The sequence below is a fragment of the Chryseobacterium sp. JJR-5R genome (genome assembly GCF_034047335.1).
Lineage (GTDB): Bacteria > Bacteroidota > Bacteroidia > Flavobacteriales > Weeksellaceae > Chryseobacterium.
On the sequence record NZ_CP139137.1, the window covers coordinates 1,517,043 to 1,536,011 of the forward strand.

The window sequence follows — 18,969 nt, forward strand, 5'->3', positions numbered from 1 at the left end:
AAAGCCTGCAAAGTGAGTGGTATGCGGTACTTTAGTATTATAATTATGCCTCATGTACATCTGCCTGCCGATTATCCGGGAGAAGGAAGTGCAATATCAAAACCTGCGCTTTCATCCGGCATTGCTTTCTGTGCCTCCGTTGTCTTCTTTAAAAAGAACAGGGGAACATCGGTATGATTGATGATCTGCTTAAAAAAGTTCTCTGAAAATAAAGATTTCCAGCTGTTTTCATCATGGTAATTAAGAATGATGATATCTGCATGGTCTATTTTTGAAAACTGTGAGATCTTGACAGCCTTTTCGTTGGTCAGTATAAATGAGGTGGAATATTTTACCGTATCCTTTGCCAGTGCGCTCCAGATTGAATTATAGGCTTCTTTTATCACATTAGCATCTTCTTCGCTGCAGATTCCGAGAAGGCTGATTTCTGCATTGTTTTTTTTGGCAATATTCTGAGAGACCATTAATTTTTCCTGAAGGTTTTCAATCACCCGTACAGGGACCAGGATTTTTCCAAAGTCGTAAGTGCGGCATTTTTCCGGAACCAGAAGAACTGAGCTGTTTGTCCCGGTAAGGATTTCATATGATGCGGATCCCAGAAAAAGTTCTTTTATGCTCTGCCTGCCCGAAGTTCCGGTAAGCACCAGATCCACTTTCTCAGAAGTGATACATTCATTGATGCTGCTGACCAGGCTGTTGCTCCCGATGATGGTATCTACACGCAGCGAACGGTTCTGTTCCTGGACGGCAAGCTTGATTTCACGGAGCCCGCGCTCTGCCAGCTCAAGGCCTTCTTTTACTTTTTCTGTACCAACTGCCTGTTTGCCGGTTCTGTCAATAATGTAATAATTGATGAAATTATGGAACAGGATGATTCGTGCCTTATGCCTTCCTGCCATGTGGACCGCCATCGTAACCGCATTGTCAGATTTCTCAGTAAAATCTACCGTTACCAGTATTGTTTTAATTTCAGTTCTCATCTTTCAAATATATAAGGTGATACGCTTCATTAATGACCGTTAAACAGATGCCATCATGATCATTTACGGATGATTTCATGATATACCTGTATTTAACAGGGAGTGAAAGTTAGTAAAAAAACAGCTGTTTAAAAAAGGAAAACCGGTAAATCATCATTAAGATGGTACTTTCTGGGTTGATCTCTTTCTCATGCCGGACCAGGATAAATTAATATCCGGTTACTTCTACCACACTTTTTCCGCTTTGCTGTTTGCTTACTTTAATCTGTACCGGGATCCGTTCCGTCATTTCCTGGACGTGCGAAATGACCCCGACCTTCCGGCCCTGGTTATGCAGCCTTTCCAGGGCATCCATGGCAATATTAAGCGTAGCCGGATCAAGTGATCCGAAACCTTCGTCAATAAACAGAGACTCCACCTTCATCCGGCTGGATGATAAAGAGGCCAGGCCCAAAGCCAGGGCAAGGGAAACCAGAAAAGATTCCCCGCCGGAAAGCGAGTATACCGTGCGGACCTCATCACCCATGTCCTGATCCACAACCTGCAGGCCTAGGCTCGCCGGAATACGTTCGATCCTGTACCTGCCGGTAAGGGCTTTCAAATGGACATTGGCATAGCCGAGCAGAACATCCAGCGTATATTCCTGGGCAATCTGGCGGAATTTTTTGCCGTCTGCCGACCCGATGATGTCATTCAGTCTTCCCCAGTTTTCCGTAACGGCCGCCTGCTCCGTGATGCTTTGCAGAAGGTCACCGATTCTGCTTCTATGCATCTCATCCTGCTGCAGGCGGAAACTGATTTCCCCTTTTTTCTGCTTTTTAAATTCAGCTTCCGTGTCAGTGATTGACTTTAATGCATGAAGCTCATCAGGCGGGCGTACGGAAATTCCTTTCTGCTGATGATCTTGTAAAAGCTGTCTTCTTTCAGCCAGCACGGAGCCGGCTTTGGTTACTTCTTCTTCAATCGCCTGTATAGCTGAGCGTTCGGCATCAAGCCATTCATGCGTCAGGGCCAGTAATTCATCCAGCTCCTGAATGTTCAATGCTGCATGATTTTTTATATTATACCCATCCATCCAGTTCTGCAGTTTTCCGGAAGCTGTTTCCATATCCGCTTTTAGTCCGGTTAAAGCACCTTTCAGTTCCGCATGCTGTACATTTGCTTTGGTAAGATCCAGAATCAGCTGTTGCTGTTTTGTTTTCAGTGATTCAAGCTGTTCCTGTGCATCTGATGCATCTGTTTTCAGTTTTCTTTCTGCCTCTTCCGCAGCCTGCCCTTCAAAAATCCCGTCTCTCTGCTGTTTAAGATGGAGGTAATTCTGCTGCTGTGCTTTAAAAGCTTCCGTCTTTTCCGTTACCGTTGCGGCAAGGGTATGAGCAAGGCTTTCCATTTCTTTGATGGTTGCCTCAAGGATGCCTTTATTCTTCCCGCACTGCTCCAGCTTTTCTGTATTTTTCTTCCACTTTTCCGCAAATTTTTCTATACGTTCTGTAAATGCAGCAGGTGCAGCCTTCCAGCTTTCCATCCAGCCCGTTGCATTAAAATAGAGAGAAAGCGACTGTTCAGCCTCCAGAAGCCCGGAAGATGCTTTATCTTTCTCCTTTGTTTTGCTGTTGCGCTGTTCCTGAAACAGGGCAATGGCTGTTCCGGCATCTTTTAGCTGTTCCGTAAGGCGGTCAGAGGTTTCCTTCATCTGATCGATAAGGTTTTTATCTTTCTCAAGCTGTTGTTTCCGGTCTTTGTAATCCTGGATCTTTGCCTGCAGGACGGCCTGCCCGGCTTTCAGCTCCTTCAGCCGGTTTTCAATCCAGATAGCCTTTTCAGCATCCGCGGTAGCACGGCTTTCTTCCGCCATATCAGACTGCTCCCAGACATGCTTCCTGTTTTCCAGTGCAGCCTGGAGGGTGATGATGGCTGTATCCTGATTCTGAATGGTTTTAGCGAGCGTTTCACATTCCTGCTCCAAAGCGTTATGCCGGCGGAAAGAGGCCATGTAGATGCGTTCATGTTCCGTAGACAACGTTTCCAGTGCGGACAGTACATTTTCCAGCTGTGGGTTCTGTACTACATAAGGATGATGCGTGCTTCCGCAGACCGGGCACGGATCATCATCCGTAAGAGCAGACCGTAAAGCTTCTATATTTTCAGCGGATGCCAGCCGGGCCTGTTCCAGCATCCGGGCAGAGGTTTCCTTCTGAATCTTTTCGGCGGCCAGCTGCAGGACAAGCTGTTCCAGGGTTTCCTGTTTCATCCGGTAATCTATCCGGTCTTTCAGCTGTTTCCTGTTTAAGGTTTCGTATTCAGCCCGGGAAGTATGCAGCAGTTCCCAGTCGGCTTTGGCCTGGATGGTATTTTCAATGTGGCGGACGGTTTCCGTTTTTTCCTGTTCCAGGGTTTCAGCAGGAATCATCAGCAATGCTGAAGCCCGGCTGTCATGGTTTTTTTTCAGTTCTTCCCATTCCTGCTTCTTTGTACGGACAAGCGTCTCCAGGTCTGCCTTTTTTATTTCTGCTTCCGTAATTTTCCCGCTGAGCAATGCCAGTTCATCAGCAGATAACTGAAGGGTTTCCAGTAATTTCTGTGCGTCCTGTAATTTAGAAAGGATGACCTCCCTGTTTTCCGCTACCGTGCTGCGGTCTGCATTTTCTGTTTTCCAGCCGGTTAAGGTTTTGATTTCTTCCGAAAGCTGATTGAATATAGTCTGTTTTTCATTCAGCAATGCCTGGTGGTCCCTGCTTTTTACTGAAGCCTGTTCTGCCTCAATACCGGATTTATCAAGCTGTTCCTTTTTCTCGGACAACAGGGTATCCAGTTTTCTGGCCTGTTCCAGCAGCGGTAAAGCATCCTGAAAGGCCCGGTTTTTTTCTTTAAAATGATGATCCGAATCCAGCAGCCGGACATCCAGCTGTTCTTTGTTTGCCTGAAGAGCTGCTGCCGTTGCATTCAGCGCATTCAGGGTTCCTGTTTTTTCTGAATGCTGGTGCGTGGCATTTTTCAGCGCATCTGCCCAGCTCCGGGTTTGCTGTGCCTGTTCGGCTGCCCATAGCTTCTGTTTCCGCGCAAGAACATTTAGTTTTGCATCCGAAGCCTCCTGAAATGCAGCCCGGGCTTCTTCCTGTTTAATTTGCATCTGGGCCATCTGTTCATGCCAGCTTATTTCTGCTACAAGGTCGTGCAGGTGCTGTTCCAAGCTTTTGAGGCTGGTTTCCAAAACGTTCTGCTCATCCAGCAAAGCGGTCAATTCCTCTTCACTGAAGGTGATGATTCCTTCTTTCCGGAGATGGAGGTCACGCAGTTTCTGTTCTTCAGACTTGAATTTTTCATAAATCTTTTTTGAAATCTCAGAATACACGGACGTTCCCGTCAGCTTTTCCAGTAAAGAAGACTTTTCATCTTTGCTGGCCTTCATAAAAGCCGTAAAATCGCCCTGTGCCAGCAAAACGGAACGGGTAAACTGATCGAAATTCAACCCGACCAGCCGTGCAATTTCATTCAGTGTTTCCTGTTTCTTACCTGGAATTGCAGTATTTAAAGTAATATTGGTCAGGGTAACCGTGTCAGACTGCATACTGCCTTCCGCTTTATTCCGGGCACGCCTCACACTCCAGCCGGCACGGTAATTGTGCCCGTCGATACCTCGGAAATCCACTTCGGCAGATCCTTCAGCAGTACCGTCCCTTAAAATACTCCGGACATCGCCCTGGCTGAGCGTGCTTCCCTGCACATCGCGTACTTCTATTCCTGTTTCCCGGGCCTGAAGGTAGCGTGGTGTTTTTCCGTACAAAGCAAGGCACAGCGCATCCAGTATGGTGGATTTCCCGGCGCCGGTAGCACCGGTAATCGCAAAAATTCCGGCTGAGCATAAAGGCTCGGCGGTAAAGTCTATTTCGGTCCGGCCTTCCAGAGAGGCCAGGTTTTTAATCCGTATGGCTAATATCTTCATTATATTCTATTCTGCATTGTTGTTACTGATTTCCCGTGTCACCTGTCTGAAAAGTTCCATCAGGCCATCAGGAATGGAACTGTTATACCGGGACTGATAGGCTTTTTCAAAAATATCAGAAGGCTGCAGCTCATTGAGCTGTTCCTGAGTAATCAGCTCCGGCACTTTTTTTACTGAAGCAGGATATATCTGATGGATTGTAGTTAGTTTCACATGTTTTCCCGCTAAAGCTGTTTCTATTTTATGTCGCAAAGCCGGTTCAGGGCCGTCAACCAGTACCTTAACTTCCAGGTATGGCGCCACTTCCGGATTGTCCCGGGCCGAAGGCAGCTGTTCCAGCAAGGCAAGGATTTCATGCAAAGGAAGCGGAGCAGGGGATATGCGCTGAAGCGGAACAAAAAGGGGGATTTCTATGGATTTCAAATGACTTATTTCCTGATCCAGTTCAAAAACAATAACCTGATGTTTATAATTGAGCTCTGAGAATGACATCGGCAGCGGGCTGCCTGAATACCGGATATGTTCTTTGCCGCCAATCCTCTGTGCTTTATGGATATGGCCTAAAGCTACGTATCTGATATCCGGATGGAAAGCGGCAGCCGGGATGCATTCCACGCCACCCATAATCAGCCGTTCAGTCTTATCCAGGTCTGTTACTTCAGCATGATGGGTGTGGAGGTGCCCCATGGCAATGATGGTTTGTCCTTGCTGTTTCTTTTGTTCCGCATAATCAAAAGCCTCCTGGTACAGGGCCGCAACACCTGCAGCATAAGGGTTTTCACAATCGGGAATAACCGGGTAGTCGCCCATTCGTAAAAAAGGAATGGCAAGGCACCATGTTTTAATATTTCCTGAAGGGTCATGCAAGGGAATTACCAGTTTTTCATAATTGATTTTTCCTTCTCCGTTTTTTTCTATTGTCCCGATAATGTGAATGTTCGATGATTCAAGAAGGGGTATCGGAGCTTCCAGGCGGGATGCCGAATCATGGTTGCCGGCGGTAATCACAATCTGTAAACCCTGCCTGGCTCCGGCGGCCCTGTTAAGAAAGGTGTAAAACAGCTTAACTGATGCTGCCGAAGGATTTGAGATGTCAAAAACATCACCGCTGACCAGAAGGACATCAATCTGTTCTGCCTGTATGGTGAGCACCAGCCAATCCAGAAACTGCCGGTGCTCGGCATTGCGGTCGTATTCGTGAAACAGCTGGCCGATGTGCCAGTCTGCAGTATGGAGAATTTTCATAATTCAGTCTTTTTGCAGTGCATTTTTATCATTGATTGACAATGCCTCATCATTTATTCATTCATTTGTTAATCCCAATGCAGATAATCCGGCTGCCGCCGGGATGAAGCAGATTCAACTGCTCAGAAAAGATATCCCGAAGGGCAGGACAGTCGGGCGGGGCAGATTAACCGGCAGCAAAGTAGCAAATAATTTAAAGCCGGTCAAGCCATTAGGCCTGATTCATTAAAATTTTATTAATGAGGTTCAGATGATTGTTTTAATGCCCTGTAAAGATAAAACCCAAGGTGAAGTTTGCTTTACGGAAAACCGTAAAATAAAAAATATGACCGGCCTTTGCAGGACTTCTGCATTATTAAATATTGACTGATGCAAAAAGATGGCAATGATCAGATTTAATAAAAATTCTGTAATTCTGTATGGTCTTAAACCATTTTCGTAACTTCCAATCTTAATTAACACCGTCACAATTACATTCCGGTATGCACAGCAAAGAACAAACAAATCAATACTTTGACAGACCTGAATGAGGAACTGGAAAATTATTTTCGAAATACCATCATCCCACAGCTTTGTGGACCGGTCCCTGATACTCCGTAAGTTTACCCCGCCTGCTATGAAGCAGTTCAGGCTGAAAGAAGGGGATATTGGGAGAGCGCTTGCCGATGTGGCGGAAAATTTCAGGTTTCCGACGTTTACAGATAATATAAAACATGTTATTGAAACCGGCGAAATCTTGGAAAAAGAAATCCAGGCCACGGACCGCCGGTGGTATCAGATGAATATCCTGCCTTATATCACACGTACAGACCAGCTTAATAATGGTGTTATTATTACTTTTATTGATATTACCTCCCGGGTAGAAGATCTTGCGGAACAGGAAAAACTGGTGGCAGAACATGAACTGCTGCTTGATACCATTGCCCATGATATTAAAACACCATTGACCAGCCTCGGACTGAACATTGAAATGATGAAAAGGCTCCCTGAACATGGTATGGTAAGATTTCCGCAGCTTGTGGGTAATCTGGAACAGAGTTTGCTTAAAATGAAGTCAGTTGTTAACGAACTGATTGACTCCCGCTGACAGGGTCAGAAATATAATCCTGTGGAATAACTGATTGATTTACAGAATATTATAGAAGATGTGAGGCTTGCCCTGGTACTGCAGATCAGTGAAGCGGAAGCAAGAATCACGTACGATATCCGGGTTTCTGAAATAATATTTGTCCGGCGCAAGCTGCGGAGCATCATATGCAACCTGTTGAATAATGCTATTAAATACCGTTCGGATGACCGGAAGCCTGATATAAAAATTGCGGCAGAAGCGGAAAACGGTTTTATGGTGATTGATGTTGAGGATAACGGGATAGGAATCCCATCTGCCCTGAAATATAAAATTTTTAAAAAATACAACCGGGTTGCAAATCAGAGAGAAGGAAACGGCATAGGGCTGTATCTGGTGAAGGAAATTATAGAAACAAGCGGAGGCCGGATTGAAGTGGAAAGCGAAGAAGATAAAGGATCAGTATTTAAAGTATATCTGAAACTGAGAAATCAGGAAATCTGAATGCAAAATCTATCAAATAGCGAGAAGAAATTCAGTCCTTTGATATAAACTATATTAGATGATACCTAAAGTATCTGGATCTTAAGCGGTAAAGCTTTACGCACGGGAGGATTTTAGCGAATGTTAAAATAATGAGAAGATCAATGCTACAGAAGATTAATGAATGAATAAAAATATATGTGTCCTTGAGGACAGCGAAGAAATCCTGGAACTCATCCACATGATTTTAGAACAGAACTATAATGTATACGGTTTTACCACCGTATCCGGATTTATGTCCGGATATACAGAGATGGCCCCTGATCTCTGCCTGCTTGATGTAATGCTGCCGGACGGCAATGGCCTGGAAGTCTGCAACAGCCTTAAAAATAACGGATTATCCAGACATGTTCCTATAATTATAATGACGGCAAATGCCGGGATACAGAAAATGAAAGAGATCTGCCTTGCCGATGATTTTATCTCGAAACCATTTGACATGGATGATCTTATCCGGAGAATCGGTATTCATATCCAGAATTAAAAAATCAATACAACCTACCATAACCTATCGAAATGCGCAGCCCAACCCGACTGGAGAAAACAGATCTTTTAACTATCCTTTGCCTTCGTACTGAACATGCTGTTGCAGTGTATACCGGAGAAGAGATATTAATAGAATTTGCAAATCCTGCCATGATGGGTGCATGGGGAAGAACCGGGTCTGTAGTCGGGCTTACACTGTCTGAAGCCCTGCCTGAAATCTCAAACCAGCCATTTGTCGCCATGTTGAAGGAAGTATGGAATACCGGTGTGGATAATGTGGGGAAGGCAATACCTGCTGAACTGTTTGTAGACGGACGGCTGCAGCAGTATTATTTCGATTATTCTTATCTCGCGGTAAAAGATGAAAACGGAAAGGTATACGCCATTTATCATACGGCGAAGGATGTGACCCAGAAAGTGCGTGACCGGAAGGAACTGGAAGAGGCAAGGGAACGACAGGAACTCCTTGAAAGAGAACAGCGGCTGAATGAAGAACTTGCGGCAGCCAATGAAGAGCTCCAGGTGACCAAAACGAGCCTCAGCATTCTGAATCAGGAGCTTGAAGCCCGGGTGGTCCAGCGTACGGCAGAACTGTCCCGTTCAGAAAGCCGCCTGCGCTTCCTTTTATCTGATGCACCGGTTGCCATAGCTGTTTTTCACGGGAGGGAACTCATTATTGAATCCGCCAACAAAAAAGTACTTGAAGTATGGGGCAAGCCGGATCATGTAATAGGGCTGCCGCTGCATATAGCCGTCCCGGAGCTGGTGGGCCAGGAATTCCTGCAGATTTTAGATGAGGTGTATATCACCGGAAAAGCATTTTACGGCTATGAAATAAAAGCTATGCTGGAACGGAACGGAAAGCTGGATGAAGTCTACTGTAATTTTGTGTACCAGCCCCTGAAGGATGAAGCCGGAGCAGTCAACAGCATCATGCTGACGGCAAGCGTGGTTTCTGAGCAGGTGATAGCAAGGAATAAAATACAATCTCTAAACGAAGAACTGCTTGCGATAAATGAGGAATTAAGCAAATCACAGGAACTCCTGCTGACGTCTAACCTTGATCTGAAAACCAGTGAGAACCGGTTAAATAAAATCCTCAGTGATCTTCCTGCACCGGTAGTGGTGCTCACAGGCCCGGATCAGATTATTTCCACGACGAACCAGGCATTGCTTACCTTCTGGCAACGTACTGCAGATGAGGTTTTGGGAAGACCGATGCTGGAAGTATTCCCCGAACTTAAAAACCAGGTGTTCCCAGGCCTATGGAAACATGTGCTGGAAACAGGATTATCACTCCAGAAACGCGAGCAGAAAGTCGTATTTAGAAATAAGTTTAACGGCGAAGACAGGATTTTATACGTAGATTACTTTTATCAGCCTCTTACGGACTTTGCCGGCCGGATAACCGCTGTTTTGGCAACTGTTTTGGACGTTACGGAAAAAGTCCGTTCAAGGCATATCATTGAAGAAGCAGAGGCAAAGCTGAGGCTGGCCATTGATTCTTCTGAACTGGGCACCTGGTTTATTGATGCAGAAAGCAGGATACTCACCGCATCTTCACGCTTAAAGGAAATATTCGGGTTTTATTCTGACGAAGAAATGTCTTTACAGGAAGTATTCAGTCAGATTATCCCCGAATACAAGGATGAAGTCATTGCCGGGCTGGATGCCGCCATTACAACAGGTGCCAGTTTTGACATGGAATATTCGATAAAGGGATACAGGGACGGCAACATCCGCTGGGTACGCTCAACCGGAAAACTTTATAATGAAGATGTCTTCAGCAAGGCTAATTTTTCAGGAACCGTGCAGGATATTACCCAGAGGAAGCTGGAAGAGCAGCGCAAAGATGATTTTTTAAGTATTGCCAGCCATGAACTGAAAACACCGGTTACTGCTTTAAAAGCATCCCTTCAGCTCCTGAGCCGCTACCGGGATAACATGGTGCATCCTATGGTGCCACGGCTGGTAGACCAGTCTAATGCAAGCGTACTCAAGATCACGGGATTAATTGACGACCTGCTTAATACCACCCGCACCAATGAAGGGCAGCTTCATCTTAATTACCGCCGGTTCAATGTGTTTGAAATGCTGGATGAATGCTGTACCCACATCCGGATCCGCGAAAAGCACGAACTTATTTTGCAGGGCATAAAAGGTCTGATGATTGAAGCGGATGAGGTACGGATTGATCAGGTAGTGGTAAATCTCGTAAATAATGCCGTTAAATATGCACCTGATCAGCGTGAGATTTATCTGATTGTTGAAGATCTGGGAGACCGTGCAAAAATTTCCGTGAAAGACTCAGGGCCGGGTATTCCTGCAGATAAAATACCGCACCTCTTTGACCGCTATTACCGGGCAGATTACTCCGGCGTGCAGTATTCAGGGCTCGGGCTCGGGCTTTACATCAGTGCCGAAATCATCAGAAAGCACCGGGGCGAAATAGGTGTAGACAGCGAGCTGGGCAAAGGCAGTACTTTCTGGTTTACTTTGCCTTTGCATAAAAATTTACCTTAACAGGCATTTAAGGTTCAATACAGAAAGTTATTGATAGATATCTTTATGCTCATCAATACAGATTTGATGAGTCTAAATTAATGTGATGAAACTTTTGTGCCTTCCGGACAATACAACTTCAGTATTCTTACAAATTTTCCTTATCATTTATAAACAATATTTTATTGCTATTCTTTCGGTTATTTATTGTTTTCAGAAGCAATAATTATATATTTGTATCGGCTGAAAAGATAAACAGACTTTGCAGAAAATTAAGTTTACGGTATTTAATATTTGTTATTGCTTAACCATTAGTTATCTTGAATAATAATCGAAGAAAAAATATTGAAATGGGGCATCCCGTAATTGTGAATTAAATAATGTTAATATTATTGTAACTGATTGCAATCAGAAATAATAAATAATACTCAAAAATTAAATTACAATGAAAAAATGTTTTTTAGCCGCTGTGATCGGCTTTACAGGATTGGTCAGTGCAAACGTACCGGAAATTAAATCTGATGTTTCTGAAGTTGAAGATTCACAAACCATCCATCTTTTTAAAAGAATCAAAATCGATGAAACCATAACGGATACCCATGGTACCCAGTGGCATATCTATGGCTGGGTGGATGTTTCAATAAGCTGGTCGGGTCCCAAAATCAATCATTACGATGTCCATATGACAGGTGGCGGGTACCACTATCATTTTCAGGGTAAAGTAGTAAGAGAGGAACTAAAGGACGGGACGATCAGAAATACAATTGACGGTTCTTTAACTGATGAAGATTCCGGTACGGAGGTAGCCATTGACAGCAATATTAAAACTTTACTGTATCAACTGAATGAAAATGTGATCAGGAATAATCCAGAATAAAGTGAATAATTATCAGCGGGAATGATAGTTCCCGCTAATTTAAATACCAAACATATGAAAAATATCTTTTTATTTTCAGGAATATTGATATGCCTGTCGTTCAGCAAGTCTCAGAAAAATGAATTCTTAGGAAACTGGAAGGTCATTGATTCTTACAATATTGAAGAAGTGGGTCTCAAGGAGATTGCTTTACACAGTATGATAAAGAAAAAAATAGTTGAGCAAAAAAGCCGGATCATTTTTACTGCCGACAGCATTATGATTAAGCAGAACGATATTATTTCTGACAGGAGTAAAGTCAGGGACCTGAGAAAAATCAGCAGAGACAGTCTGGTTTTTAAGTTTGATGATCATATGGCATCATTCAGGTTAAAAAACAACAGAACCGGTATTTTAACAGTCGATAAAAAAGCTGTTTTCCAGGTTGAAAGATAGATAAAAGCACCCGGCAGAGGTGCTTTTTTTCCTATTATCAGCATATGATTACCTTTAGGAGCCGGATAGTTTTAAAAATATAGGCTTTGTCTACGGCCGTTCTTTTATTTTACCGGTAATCTGAAATAATTTTAACAATTCAAAACCCACATATCACGCAGAATCTCCACACATCATCATTTAAAAATACTGGTTAAATTGGATAATTCTGCAAATAGGGAGCTTACAAAGCCATTAACTCAATAAATTTTTGTTTTTTTGCAAAACTTTAATTTTAGATAAAAATATGTCGGAGTTTGATGAGATCAGGTCTTTTTATGATCATGAAGTAAACGGTGCCTTGGAAAGTATTGCCAGGCATCCTATGATGCATGCCTTAATGCAGTTTACTTTCCCGGATTGTGAAGAAGATTTTTGGCTTGCCAGGTTTAAAAATACCCAATCCATAAGCGATTTTCAGCATCAGTGTATTTCACAGACCGTACGGCAGATTCTTATCCAGAGTTCAGAGGGTTTGACGACTTCCGGATTTGATGACCTGGATAAAGACACTTCTTATCTGTTCATTTCCAATCACAGGGATATCGTTCTGGATACTTCTTTACTGAATCTGGTTCTGCTGGATAAAGGGCTGATTATGACCTCTTCAGCAATCGGGGATAACCTGGTGCAGAAAAGATTTCTGCACGTATTGGCGAAATTAAACCGTAATTTTTTAGTACAGAGAGGATTGTCCATCCGCGAGCAGCTGAGCAGCTCAAAGCTGATGTCCGAGTATATTTACAGCTTGCTCCGGTCTGAAAACCGTTCTGTCTGGATTGCCCAGAGAGAAGGCCGTACAAAAGACGGCAACGACGCTACCCAGCAGGGTGTCCTGAAGATGCTTGCCATGGCAGCGGGAAGCCGCCCGCTGGCTGAGTTTTTTAAATCGCTCAGGATCGTTCCGTTATCCATATCGTATGAATATGATCCTACAGATGCCCTTAAAATGCCGCAGGTGATGGCACAGTCTAAAAACGAAGTATACATCAAAGACGAGGATGAAGATTTCAAAACCATGCTGAGCGGGGTACTGGGACAAAAGAAGCGCATCCATCTGCACGCCGGAAAAATATTGGAAGAAGAATTTGATGACATTGCCTCAGTAACCGAAAATAAGAACAAGCAGCTTCAGGCGATTGCAAAAATGATAGACCGCTCTATTATTGATAATTATAAGCTCTGGCCGACCAATTATATTGCCTTTGATCTGCTGAACGGCTCCAACATGTATTCCCAGCATTATAAAGAAGAAGAAAAACAGCTTTTTGAACGGCGCCTGGAAATGAGGATTGACAGTTCCGATGCCGATCTGAAGAAGAGCTTCCTGGAAATGTATGCCAATCCTGTGGCTAACAAATGCGGATAAATAGGAGAGGAGCGGAAGATCTGCTGAATCAATATAGGTTATTCTGAAAAAGAACCATTGGAAATCCTTTTTAAATTGAAAGCACGGTAAGTTCTTGAATTCCTGCACAATTTTGAATGTGCGGCTGTTTGCTTTGGTATCAGCGGATAAAAAACTGTCTCTTCGTCAGTCTCGTCAGTTCCCCGTACACATAGATTTCCATGATCTGCCAGTTGCTGAACTCATCAAAATCTTTGTATTCGGTTTTGTCGTTTGAGGCTCCCTGCCTTACCGTAACCAGCTGACGCGCTTCATTATAGGTGTAGTTTTCAATACTTGGATTCGGGGAAAGCCAGTCGTATGTCTCTGTTTTGCGGAGAAGCCCTTCATGGTAATGATAGATTACTTTATCATTCAGCTCGCCATTCCGGATGTGCTGGTACAGGGTGACCTGATTATCTTTATTGTATCCGTACAGGTTTTTTGCCTCCCGATGGAAATCTGTAACCTTTTCTTCAGTCAGATTTCCGTGCGCATCATACTGAAAGGCTGTTTTTTCTATTACCCTGCCGGTATTTTTTGAAATGACGGACTGTTCAGTCAGCCTATCCTGTCTGTATATATTTTTGTAATAAATGATGTTCTCTTTTCCGTCTTCTGTAGTAGTAAGCTGAATAATACAGCCTTTGTCATCCAGCTTTTTTGAGAAGACCTGGACTGAATTTTTCAAATGAAACGTAGTCTTGCTCTCTATGTTATTGCCGTTGTGGTCAAAACGGTCAGCAGCCGTAAAATTGAGGATGCCTTTTACATAATATTCCGTATGACCGGAAACCAGGATGCCGTTTTTCAGGTTAAATACCTGTAAGGTTTCCAGTTGCCGGATACCGTTTTCAAATACAAAAATGCTGTCAATGATCTTCACGGTTTGCGGAGGCAGGTGTATCTCTTTCGGAAGCATATCGTTTTTCATAGGGTAAATTTTAAGGTGCTGTGCGCAGGAATCAGTAAAAATAAAAACACATATGATGCTTAGGAAAACCTGCACATAGAAACTTCTTATGGGATTAATCATGTAATGATTTATTTGATTTAAAAATAAGGTATTTTGAGAAATTAAACCAAAGAAAATATTCCATTACATCAGGGAAGCAGCAATATCATTCGGGTGCTCATCTTAAAGATGTTTTAAAACAATTATTTAGCTTTCCTGAATTTATTGAACCAGAAAATAAATCCCGTAACCGGCAGCGAAAATCCGATGAAGCAGATGATAAAGTAAAAAATAATGCTCTTAAGGCCCAGGATTTCCCCGGTATGCAGCGGTTTGGCCAATGAAGTAAACTGTTTGCTGAGCGGCTTTTCCCAAAACAGTTCTTTGGATTTAAATTTACCCTTTTTATCAAATGTAATCTGGTCCGGAAGCATGGCTCCGAGCCAGTTACCGGTATTTACTTTGGTAACGACGAACCGCGGATTTTCTTTATTGGGCAGCTCAATTGTGGTAACGGCTTCATAAGGCAGGATTTTGTCAGCCGAAACCAGGATTTCCTGAAGGGACACCGGTTTTTCCTGAACGGCTGATTTTTCTTTCTGGCGGCTCAGCATATCATTAAAAATATGGTCAAAAGCATTGTTTTCTTCTTTTGAACTGACCGCTGAAACATTTGAGATCGATTCTCCGCCCAAAGAAACAATCAGTGCATTTTTCACCCACGGATAGGTAATGTATAAACCGGTAACAGCCATAAAAAACAGCATCAGGAAAGCATAAAACCCCATCGTGTTGTGCAGGTCGTAATTAATGCGCTGAAATTTTCCGCTGAATTTTACCGTTAAAGATTGCTTCAGGTGCCTGGCCTTTTTGGGAACCCATAAGACAAACCCTGAAAAAAGCAATAGGCATAACATGAGCACTGCCGCACCGTTGATCTGCCTTCCCGCATTTCCCATCATCAGGTTCCTGTGAAGATCGAGTACGATTTCAAAAAAGCGGTTCATGTTCACATCTGCCATTCCTAAATCTTTACCGGAATACGGATTGAAATAGCCTGCAGAATCAACATTATCACGGGTATAGGAAACCACGTAGCTCCGGTCTTTATCCACCGGGATCATGATGCTTTTCAGCTCTTTTTTTTCTCTGAGAAGGATCTCCCGGATCTGAGCAGGTGTTTTCCTGGATCTGGGCTTTTCCGTTACGAAAACTTTGTCACGGTTCAGCACATCCGAAAACTGGTTTTTGAAAGCATACAGGCACCCCGATAAGCAAACTACCATAATCACCAAAGCAGAAAGAAGGCCCAACCAGAGGTGGAGCAGCCCCATGGCATATTTAAAAAGAGATTCGTTTTTTCTTCTTTTCCGGACAAGTGTTTTTTGTAAGCGGGAATTCTTCATGATGGTAAACGGAAAAGCATTAAAACAAAACAAAAGCCTGCTTTAATGCTCAAAATAGTAAAAATTAAATATGAATCTTATTTTCTGCCTTTGAACTGCTGGTCCTTTACAATAGCCAGGAATTTGGTATACTGTTCCGGCGTAAAAACCTTTTTCAAGGCTTCTTTCCTCTGGTTGTCAAATTTTTCCCAGTATTCTCTGGCCAGATCATTATTTCCGTGGTAGATATCATGCGCATCATTGAATGATTTTTCGAAAGCATCATTGGCCGCATTGAGCATGGCAAACTGGTCTTCAGAAAGCTGTAATTCAGTTTTGATTTTACCTAAAAGCTGATTGTCATACCTTGGCCTTTTTCTGGAGTTTTCATCAACAAACTTATTGAACTTTTCCATCTGTCCCGCATCAAGGACTTTAGCCATTTCTTCTGCCTGCCGTGCCTTCAGTTCCTCACTCTTGATTCCCAAAGCCACACGGTCCATCTGTCCGCCCTGCGCTTTTGCCGCTTCAAAGTTCTGCTCAGACTGTTTCTGGTACCTTGCCGTAATCTCATCATAGCTTTTCTCCTGTTCAGGCGTCAGAGTTACTTCTGTCTTGAATTTTGAGTAGTCAGTACCTCTTTTCTTGTTCTCGCCGGAGCAAGAAATAATAAATGCTCCCAGGACGAATGCCGTTAATACCGTTTTGATATTTTTCATAATTGTTAATTGATTTAAAATTTATAATTGATTTGTGCTGAGAAGTTTCTCGGCTGGATCTGGTCAATAAAGCCTCCCCTGAAATAAGAGCTGTATCCTACCGCATCAAAGATGTTGTTGAAGAATACCCTTACGCCAAGGCCGTTTTTAAATGCGTATCCTACCTGTGCCTCCACGGTGGTATATTCAGGCATAAGGAAGGGCTTTGTGCCCGGAGTTACGCTGTTGGCATGCCCGCTTATGATTGTTTTCTGGGTATACTCATCCACAGGGCGTTTTCCTACGTAATAAATTCCGGCTCCGATATCCAGTCCGTCTAAAGCACCGGTATTGAATTTATAATTCAGCCATCCGTTTGCCGTATGTTTCGGGGCGTTCATGAGTGCTGATCCGTTCACGTAAGCAGGGCTGTCCTGGTATTGGGCATCCAGATAGGCCCAGCCTGTCATAATCTGTAAATTGGGCAGGATTCTTCCAATCAGCTCAACCTCAACCCCTTTCCTTCTGAGTTCACCAGCAAGCCCGAAGAAACCGGTGGCGTTACCCTGATCATTAAGTACAGAATAAGAAAGGTTATCGGTTTTGATATCGAACAGGGTTACATTGAATCGTAATTTTTCATTTAACCAGTCGGATTTTATTCCGGCTTCCCACTGTGTGGTTTTTGACGCACCCACTGTTCCGCCATTGAATAAAGGGTTATTGGCCGAACGCAAAGAAGTCGTTGTGGTGAATGACCCGAAAATATTCATGTTTTCAACAGGAGAAATCATCAAGCCTAATGTCGGATTCCATGCTTCAACTTCAGTCTCCGCAGTCACACCGTTGATTCTGCTGTATCTGATCCCCAAATGGGCTTTTAAATATTTATTGAAAGTTACAACATCCTGAGCCATCAGTCCGAAAGTAGGGGTAATGGTATTGACAATCGGGTTATTGGCAGCAAGGCTGAATTCATCCGGATTAATGTTCGGAGGTAAAAAATTATTAATATCATTAAGGACATTGATCTGGTCAATATTCTTGGCCTGGTAAGAAGTGGTGGTAACATTAGATTCCTTCCAGTCAAAACCTACTTGAAAAGTGTGCTTCATAAAACCGGTATTCACATCTGCACCAATAAAATCAAACTGGAAAACCTTATTCAGATCTTCACGGTCTGACCTGCCCAGGGTTCTGTTTCTGATTTCCCAGCCTGCATTGTTTGGTTTAGCAAGAGCTGCCCCTGTGTTTTCCAACTGATAGGAAGAACTGATAAAAGCCGCTCTTAATTTCAGCTTATCTGTAAGCTTCCGAATTGCTGTTGTTGAGAAATTAAATGTTTCTGTTTTAGCATTATCAGTTGCAAAACCGAGAAATTTTCTGTCAGGCATTTCATAGAGTGCTTCTGTATCCCCATTTGCTAAATTTACGGTTCCACGGTCCGGTGTCGTATTATTCTTCAGGTAATCCATTTCCACCACGATTTCCGTTTTGTCATCCGGGCGGATTGCCACGGACGGGTTTACGTAAATACGGTCTGTATTAACAAATCTCCTGAAACTGTTGCTGTCTTGGTAAGCTGCATTCAGGCGGACAGCAATTCTTCCCTGATGATCTAAAACCCTCTGGAAATCCAGGGTTGGCCTGTAAAAGTCCCAGCTTCCGTATCGGAAACCGACATTGGTATGATTGATGAATTTTGGCACTTTTGTCACAATATTAATCACTCCGCCTGCAGATCCCAATCCGTCTCCAATACCCTGGGTAACAGCAGCAGAACCTTTAATTACCTGAATACTTTCAACGCCCTGCATATCTGTAAGCATCGATCCGGTACGGAAATCAGAATCCATCATAACTCCGTTTTTAAGCACAGGAACCCCGCGATAACCACGGATTGACATACTTTCCCTTGTTCCGCCGTAGCTTCCGAACTGGGTTACCCCGGGAATATTTTTGGCAACATCCGTCACGGTAAGCCCTCCAAGCTGCTCTATTACCTTATGTGAAACTACAGAAATACTCTGAATCTGGTCCCTGGGCTTAAGCGGCAGCCTTGTGATTACTTCAAGGCCTTCCGGCTGTTTGTTTTTCTCCCCGAAAAGCTCAACTTCTTCAATTTTCAGTTCCTTTTTGATCGTATCATTTTTCTGCTGCGCGTGGGCAATTCCTGCCCCCAAGACAACCGAACACATAACTACAGTTCTTCTCATTGCATAGATTTGCATCAAAAGTATTATTTTTATTTATTCTAAATAAACTTTTATTACATGATATTTGTCAGATCATTCGGTGATATAATACGTGGGTTTAAAAATTAAGTCCGGATTCAGCAGATTGATTTATTAAAAACAGGAAGTGCCTTATCATTTTTTTATGCCCTTTTAAAATAACCGGTTCCTGCAGTCTGGGCAGCAGGTTCAGA

The 18,969-nt window shown here is 43.3% G+C and carries 14 protein-coding genes; 7 read left to right on the forward strand and 7 right to left on the reverse strand.

Annotation, left to right across the window (positions count from 1 at the left end; genetic code table 11):
• Window positions 1-71: 71 nt before the first annotated feature.
• The 3 genes from SD427_RS07030 to SD427_RS07040 all read right to left on the reverse strand — a co-directional run bounded on the left by SD427_RS07030 (window position 72) and on the right by SD427_RS07040 (window position 6,168).
• Window positions 72-980 (reverse strand): universal stress protein, encoded by a 909-nt coding sequence (locus SD427_RS07030; RefSeq protein WP_320560564.1) that lies wholly within the window; start codon window positions 978-980, stop codon window positions 72-74.
• A gap of 208 nt (window positions 981-1,188) precedes the next feature.
• Window positions 1,189-4,923: an SbcC/MukB-like Walker B domain-containing protein gene (locus tag SD427_RS07035; protein WP_320560565.1), complete on the reverse strand. Its 3,735-nt coding sequence runs from the start codon at window positions 4,921-4,923 to the stop codon at window positions 1,189-1,191.
• A 6-nt stretch (window positions 4,924-4,929) separates the two neighbouring features.
• Window positions 4,930-6,168: an exonuclease SbcCD subunit D C-terminal domain-containing protein gene (locus SD427_RS07040; RefSeq protein ID WP_320560566.1), complete on the reverse strand. Its 1,239-nt coding sequence runs from the start codon at window positions 6,166-6,168 to the stop codon at window positions 4,930-4,932.
• A 526-nt stretch (window positions 6,169-6,694) separates the two neighbouring features.
• Here SD427_RS07040 and SD427_RS07045 point away from each other — a divergent pair.
• From SD427_RS07045 to SD427_RS07075, 7 genes are all read left to right on the forward strand, one after another.
• The gene (locus tag SD427_RS07045; RefSeq protein ID WP_320560567.1) at window positions 6,695-7,255 is read left to right on the forward strand and encodes a PAS domain-containing protein; all 561 of its coding nucleotides are present in this window, start codon (window positions 6,695-6,697) and stop codon (window positions 7,253-7,255) included.
• Window positions 7,256-7,315: 60 nt separating this feature from the next.
• On the forward strand, window positions 7,316-7,738 hold the full coding sequence (locus tag SD427_RS07050; protein WP_320560568.1) for an ATP-binding protein: 423 nt from the start codon (window positions 7,316-7,318) through the stop codon (window positions 7,736-7,738).
• A gap of 163 nt (window positions 7,739-7,901) precedes the next feature.
• A complete protein-coding gene (locus SD427_RS07055; protein WP_320560569.1) occupies window positions 7,902-8,261 on the forward strand; it encodes a response regulator in 360 nt (119 codons plus the stop codon).
• A gap of 32 nt (window positions 8,262-8,293) precedes the next feature.
• Window positions 8,294-10,786 carry a PAS domain-containing protein gene (locus tag SD427_RS07060; protein ID WP_320560570.1) on the forward strand — a complete coding sequence of 831 codons (2,493 nt, stop codon included), beginning with the start codon at window positions 8,294-8,296 and terminating at the stop codon, window positions 10,784-10,786.
• Window positions 10,787-11,210: 424 nt separating this feature from the next.
• Window positions 11,211-11,642 (forward strand): hypothetical protein, encoded by a 432-nt coding sequence (locus SD427_RS07065; RefSeq protein WP_320560571.1) that lies wholly within the window; start codon window positions 11,211-11,213, stop codon window positions 11,640-11,642.
• 54 nt (window positions 11,643-11,696) lie between these two features.
• Window positions 11,697-12,077: a hypothetical protein gene (locus SD427_RS07070; protein WP_320560572.1), complete on the forward strand. Its 381-nt coding sequence runs from the start codon at window positions 11,697-11,699 to the stop codon at window positions 12,075-12,077.
• Between the two features lie 286 nt (window positions 12,078-12,363).
• Window positions 12,364-13,485 carry a 1-acyl-sn-glycerol-3-phosphate acyltransferase gene (locus tag SD427_RS07075; protein WP_320560573.1) on the forward strand — a complete coding sequence of 374 codons (1,122 nt, stop codon included), beginning with the start codon at window positions 12,364-12,366 and terminating at the stop codon, window positions 13,483-13,485.
• 139 nt (window positions 13,486-13,624) lie between these two features.
• Here the strand turns inward: SD427_RS07075 and SD427_RS07080 are convergent, their stop codons facing one another.
• The 4 genes from SD427_RS07080 to SD427_RS07095 all read right to left on the reverse strand — a co-directional run bounded on the left by SD427_RS07080 (window position 13,625) and on the right by SD427_RS07095 (window position 18,757).
• A complete protein-coding gene (locus SD427_RS07080; RefSeq protein WP_320560574.1) occupies window positions 13,625-14,437 on the reverse strand; it encodes a hypothetical protein in 813 nt (270 codons plus the stop codon).
• Window positions 14,438-14,661: 224 nt separating this feature from the next.
• Window positions 14,662-15,864 (reverse strand): PepSY-associated TM helix domain-containing protein, encoded by a 1,203-nt coding sequence (locus tag SD427_RS07085; RefSeq protein ID WP_320560575.1) that lies wholly within the window; start codon window positions 15,862-15,864, stop codon window positions 14,662-14,664.
• 77 nt (window positions 15,865-15,941) lie between these two features.
• Window positions 15,942-16,562 carry a hypothetical protein gene (locus SD427_RS07090; RefSeq protein WP_320560576.1) on the reverse strand — a complete coding sequence of 207 codons (621 nt, stop codon included), beginning with the start codon at window positions 16,560-16,562 and terminating at the stop codon, window positions 15,942-15,944.
• Window positions 16,563-16,576: 14 nt separating this feature from the next.
• Window positions 16,577-18,757, reverse strand: coding sequence for a TonB-dependent siderophore receptor (locus SD427_RS07095; protein ID WP_320560577.1), 2,181 nt, complete (start codon window positions 18,755-18,757; stop codon window positions 16,577-16,579).
• Between the last annotated feature and the right edge of the window lie 212 nt (window positions 18,758-18,969).

What these genes read in the sequence shown, in the direction of transcription:
- SD427_RS07090 (WP_320560576.1), bottom strand. Translation starts at nt 16,562, where the DNA reads ATGAAAAATATCAAAACGGTATTAACGGCATTCGTCCTGGGAGCATTT.
- SD427_RS07060 (WP_320560570.1), top strand. Translation starts at nt 8,294, where the DNA reads ATGCGCAGCCCAACCCGACTGGAGAAAACAGATCTTTTAACTATCCTT.
- SD427_RS07055 (WP_320560569.1), top strand. Translation starts at nt 7,902, where the DNA reads ATGAATAAAAATATATGTGTCCTTGAGGACAGCGAAGAAATCCTGGAA.
- SD427_RS07085 (WP_320560575.1), bottom strand. Translation starts at nt 15,864, where the DNA reads ATGAAGAATTCCCGCTTACAAAAAACACTTGTCCGGAAAAGAAGAAAA.
- SD427_RS07035 (WP_320560565.1), bottom strand. Translation starts at nt 4,923, where the DNA reads ATGAAGATATTAGCCATACGGATTAAAAACCTGGCCTCTCTGGAAGGC.
- SD427_RS07080 (WP_320560574.1), bottom strand. Translation starts at nt 14,437, where the DNA reads ATGAAAAACGATATGCTTCCGAAAGAGATACACCTGCCTCCGCAAACC.
- SD427_RS07030 (WP_320560564.1), bottom strand. Translation starts at nt 980, where the DNA reads ATGAGAACTGAAATTAAAACAATACTGGTAACGGTAGATTTTACTGAG.
- SD427_RS07095 (WP_320560577.1), bottom strand. Translation starts at nt 18,757, where the DNA reads ATGAGAAGAACTGTAGTTATGTGTTCGGTTGTCTTGGGGGCAGGAATT.
- SD427_RS07075 (WP_320560573.1), top strand. Translation starts at nt 12,364, where the DNA reads ATGTCGGAGTTTGATGAGATCAGGTCTTTTTATGATCATGAAGTAAAC.
- SD427_RS07040 (WP_320560566.1), bottom strand. Translation starts at nt 6,168, where the DNA reads ATGAAAATTCTCCATACTGCAGACTGGCACATCGGCCAGCTGTTTCAC.
- SD427_RS07070 (WP_320560572.1), top strand. Translation starts at nt 11,697, where the DNA reads ATGAAAAATATCTTTTTATTTTCAGGAATATTGATATGCCTGTCGTTC.
- SD427_RS07065 (WP_320560571.1), top strand. Translation starts at nt 11,211, where the DNA reads ATGAAAAAATGTTTTTTAGCCGCTGTGATCGGCTTTACAGGATTGGTC.
- SD427_RS07045 (WP_320560567.1), top strand. Translation starts at nt 6,695, where the DNA reads ATGAGGAACTGGAAAATTATTTTCGAAATACCATCATCCCACAGCTTT.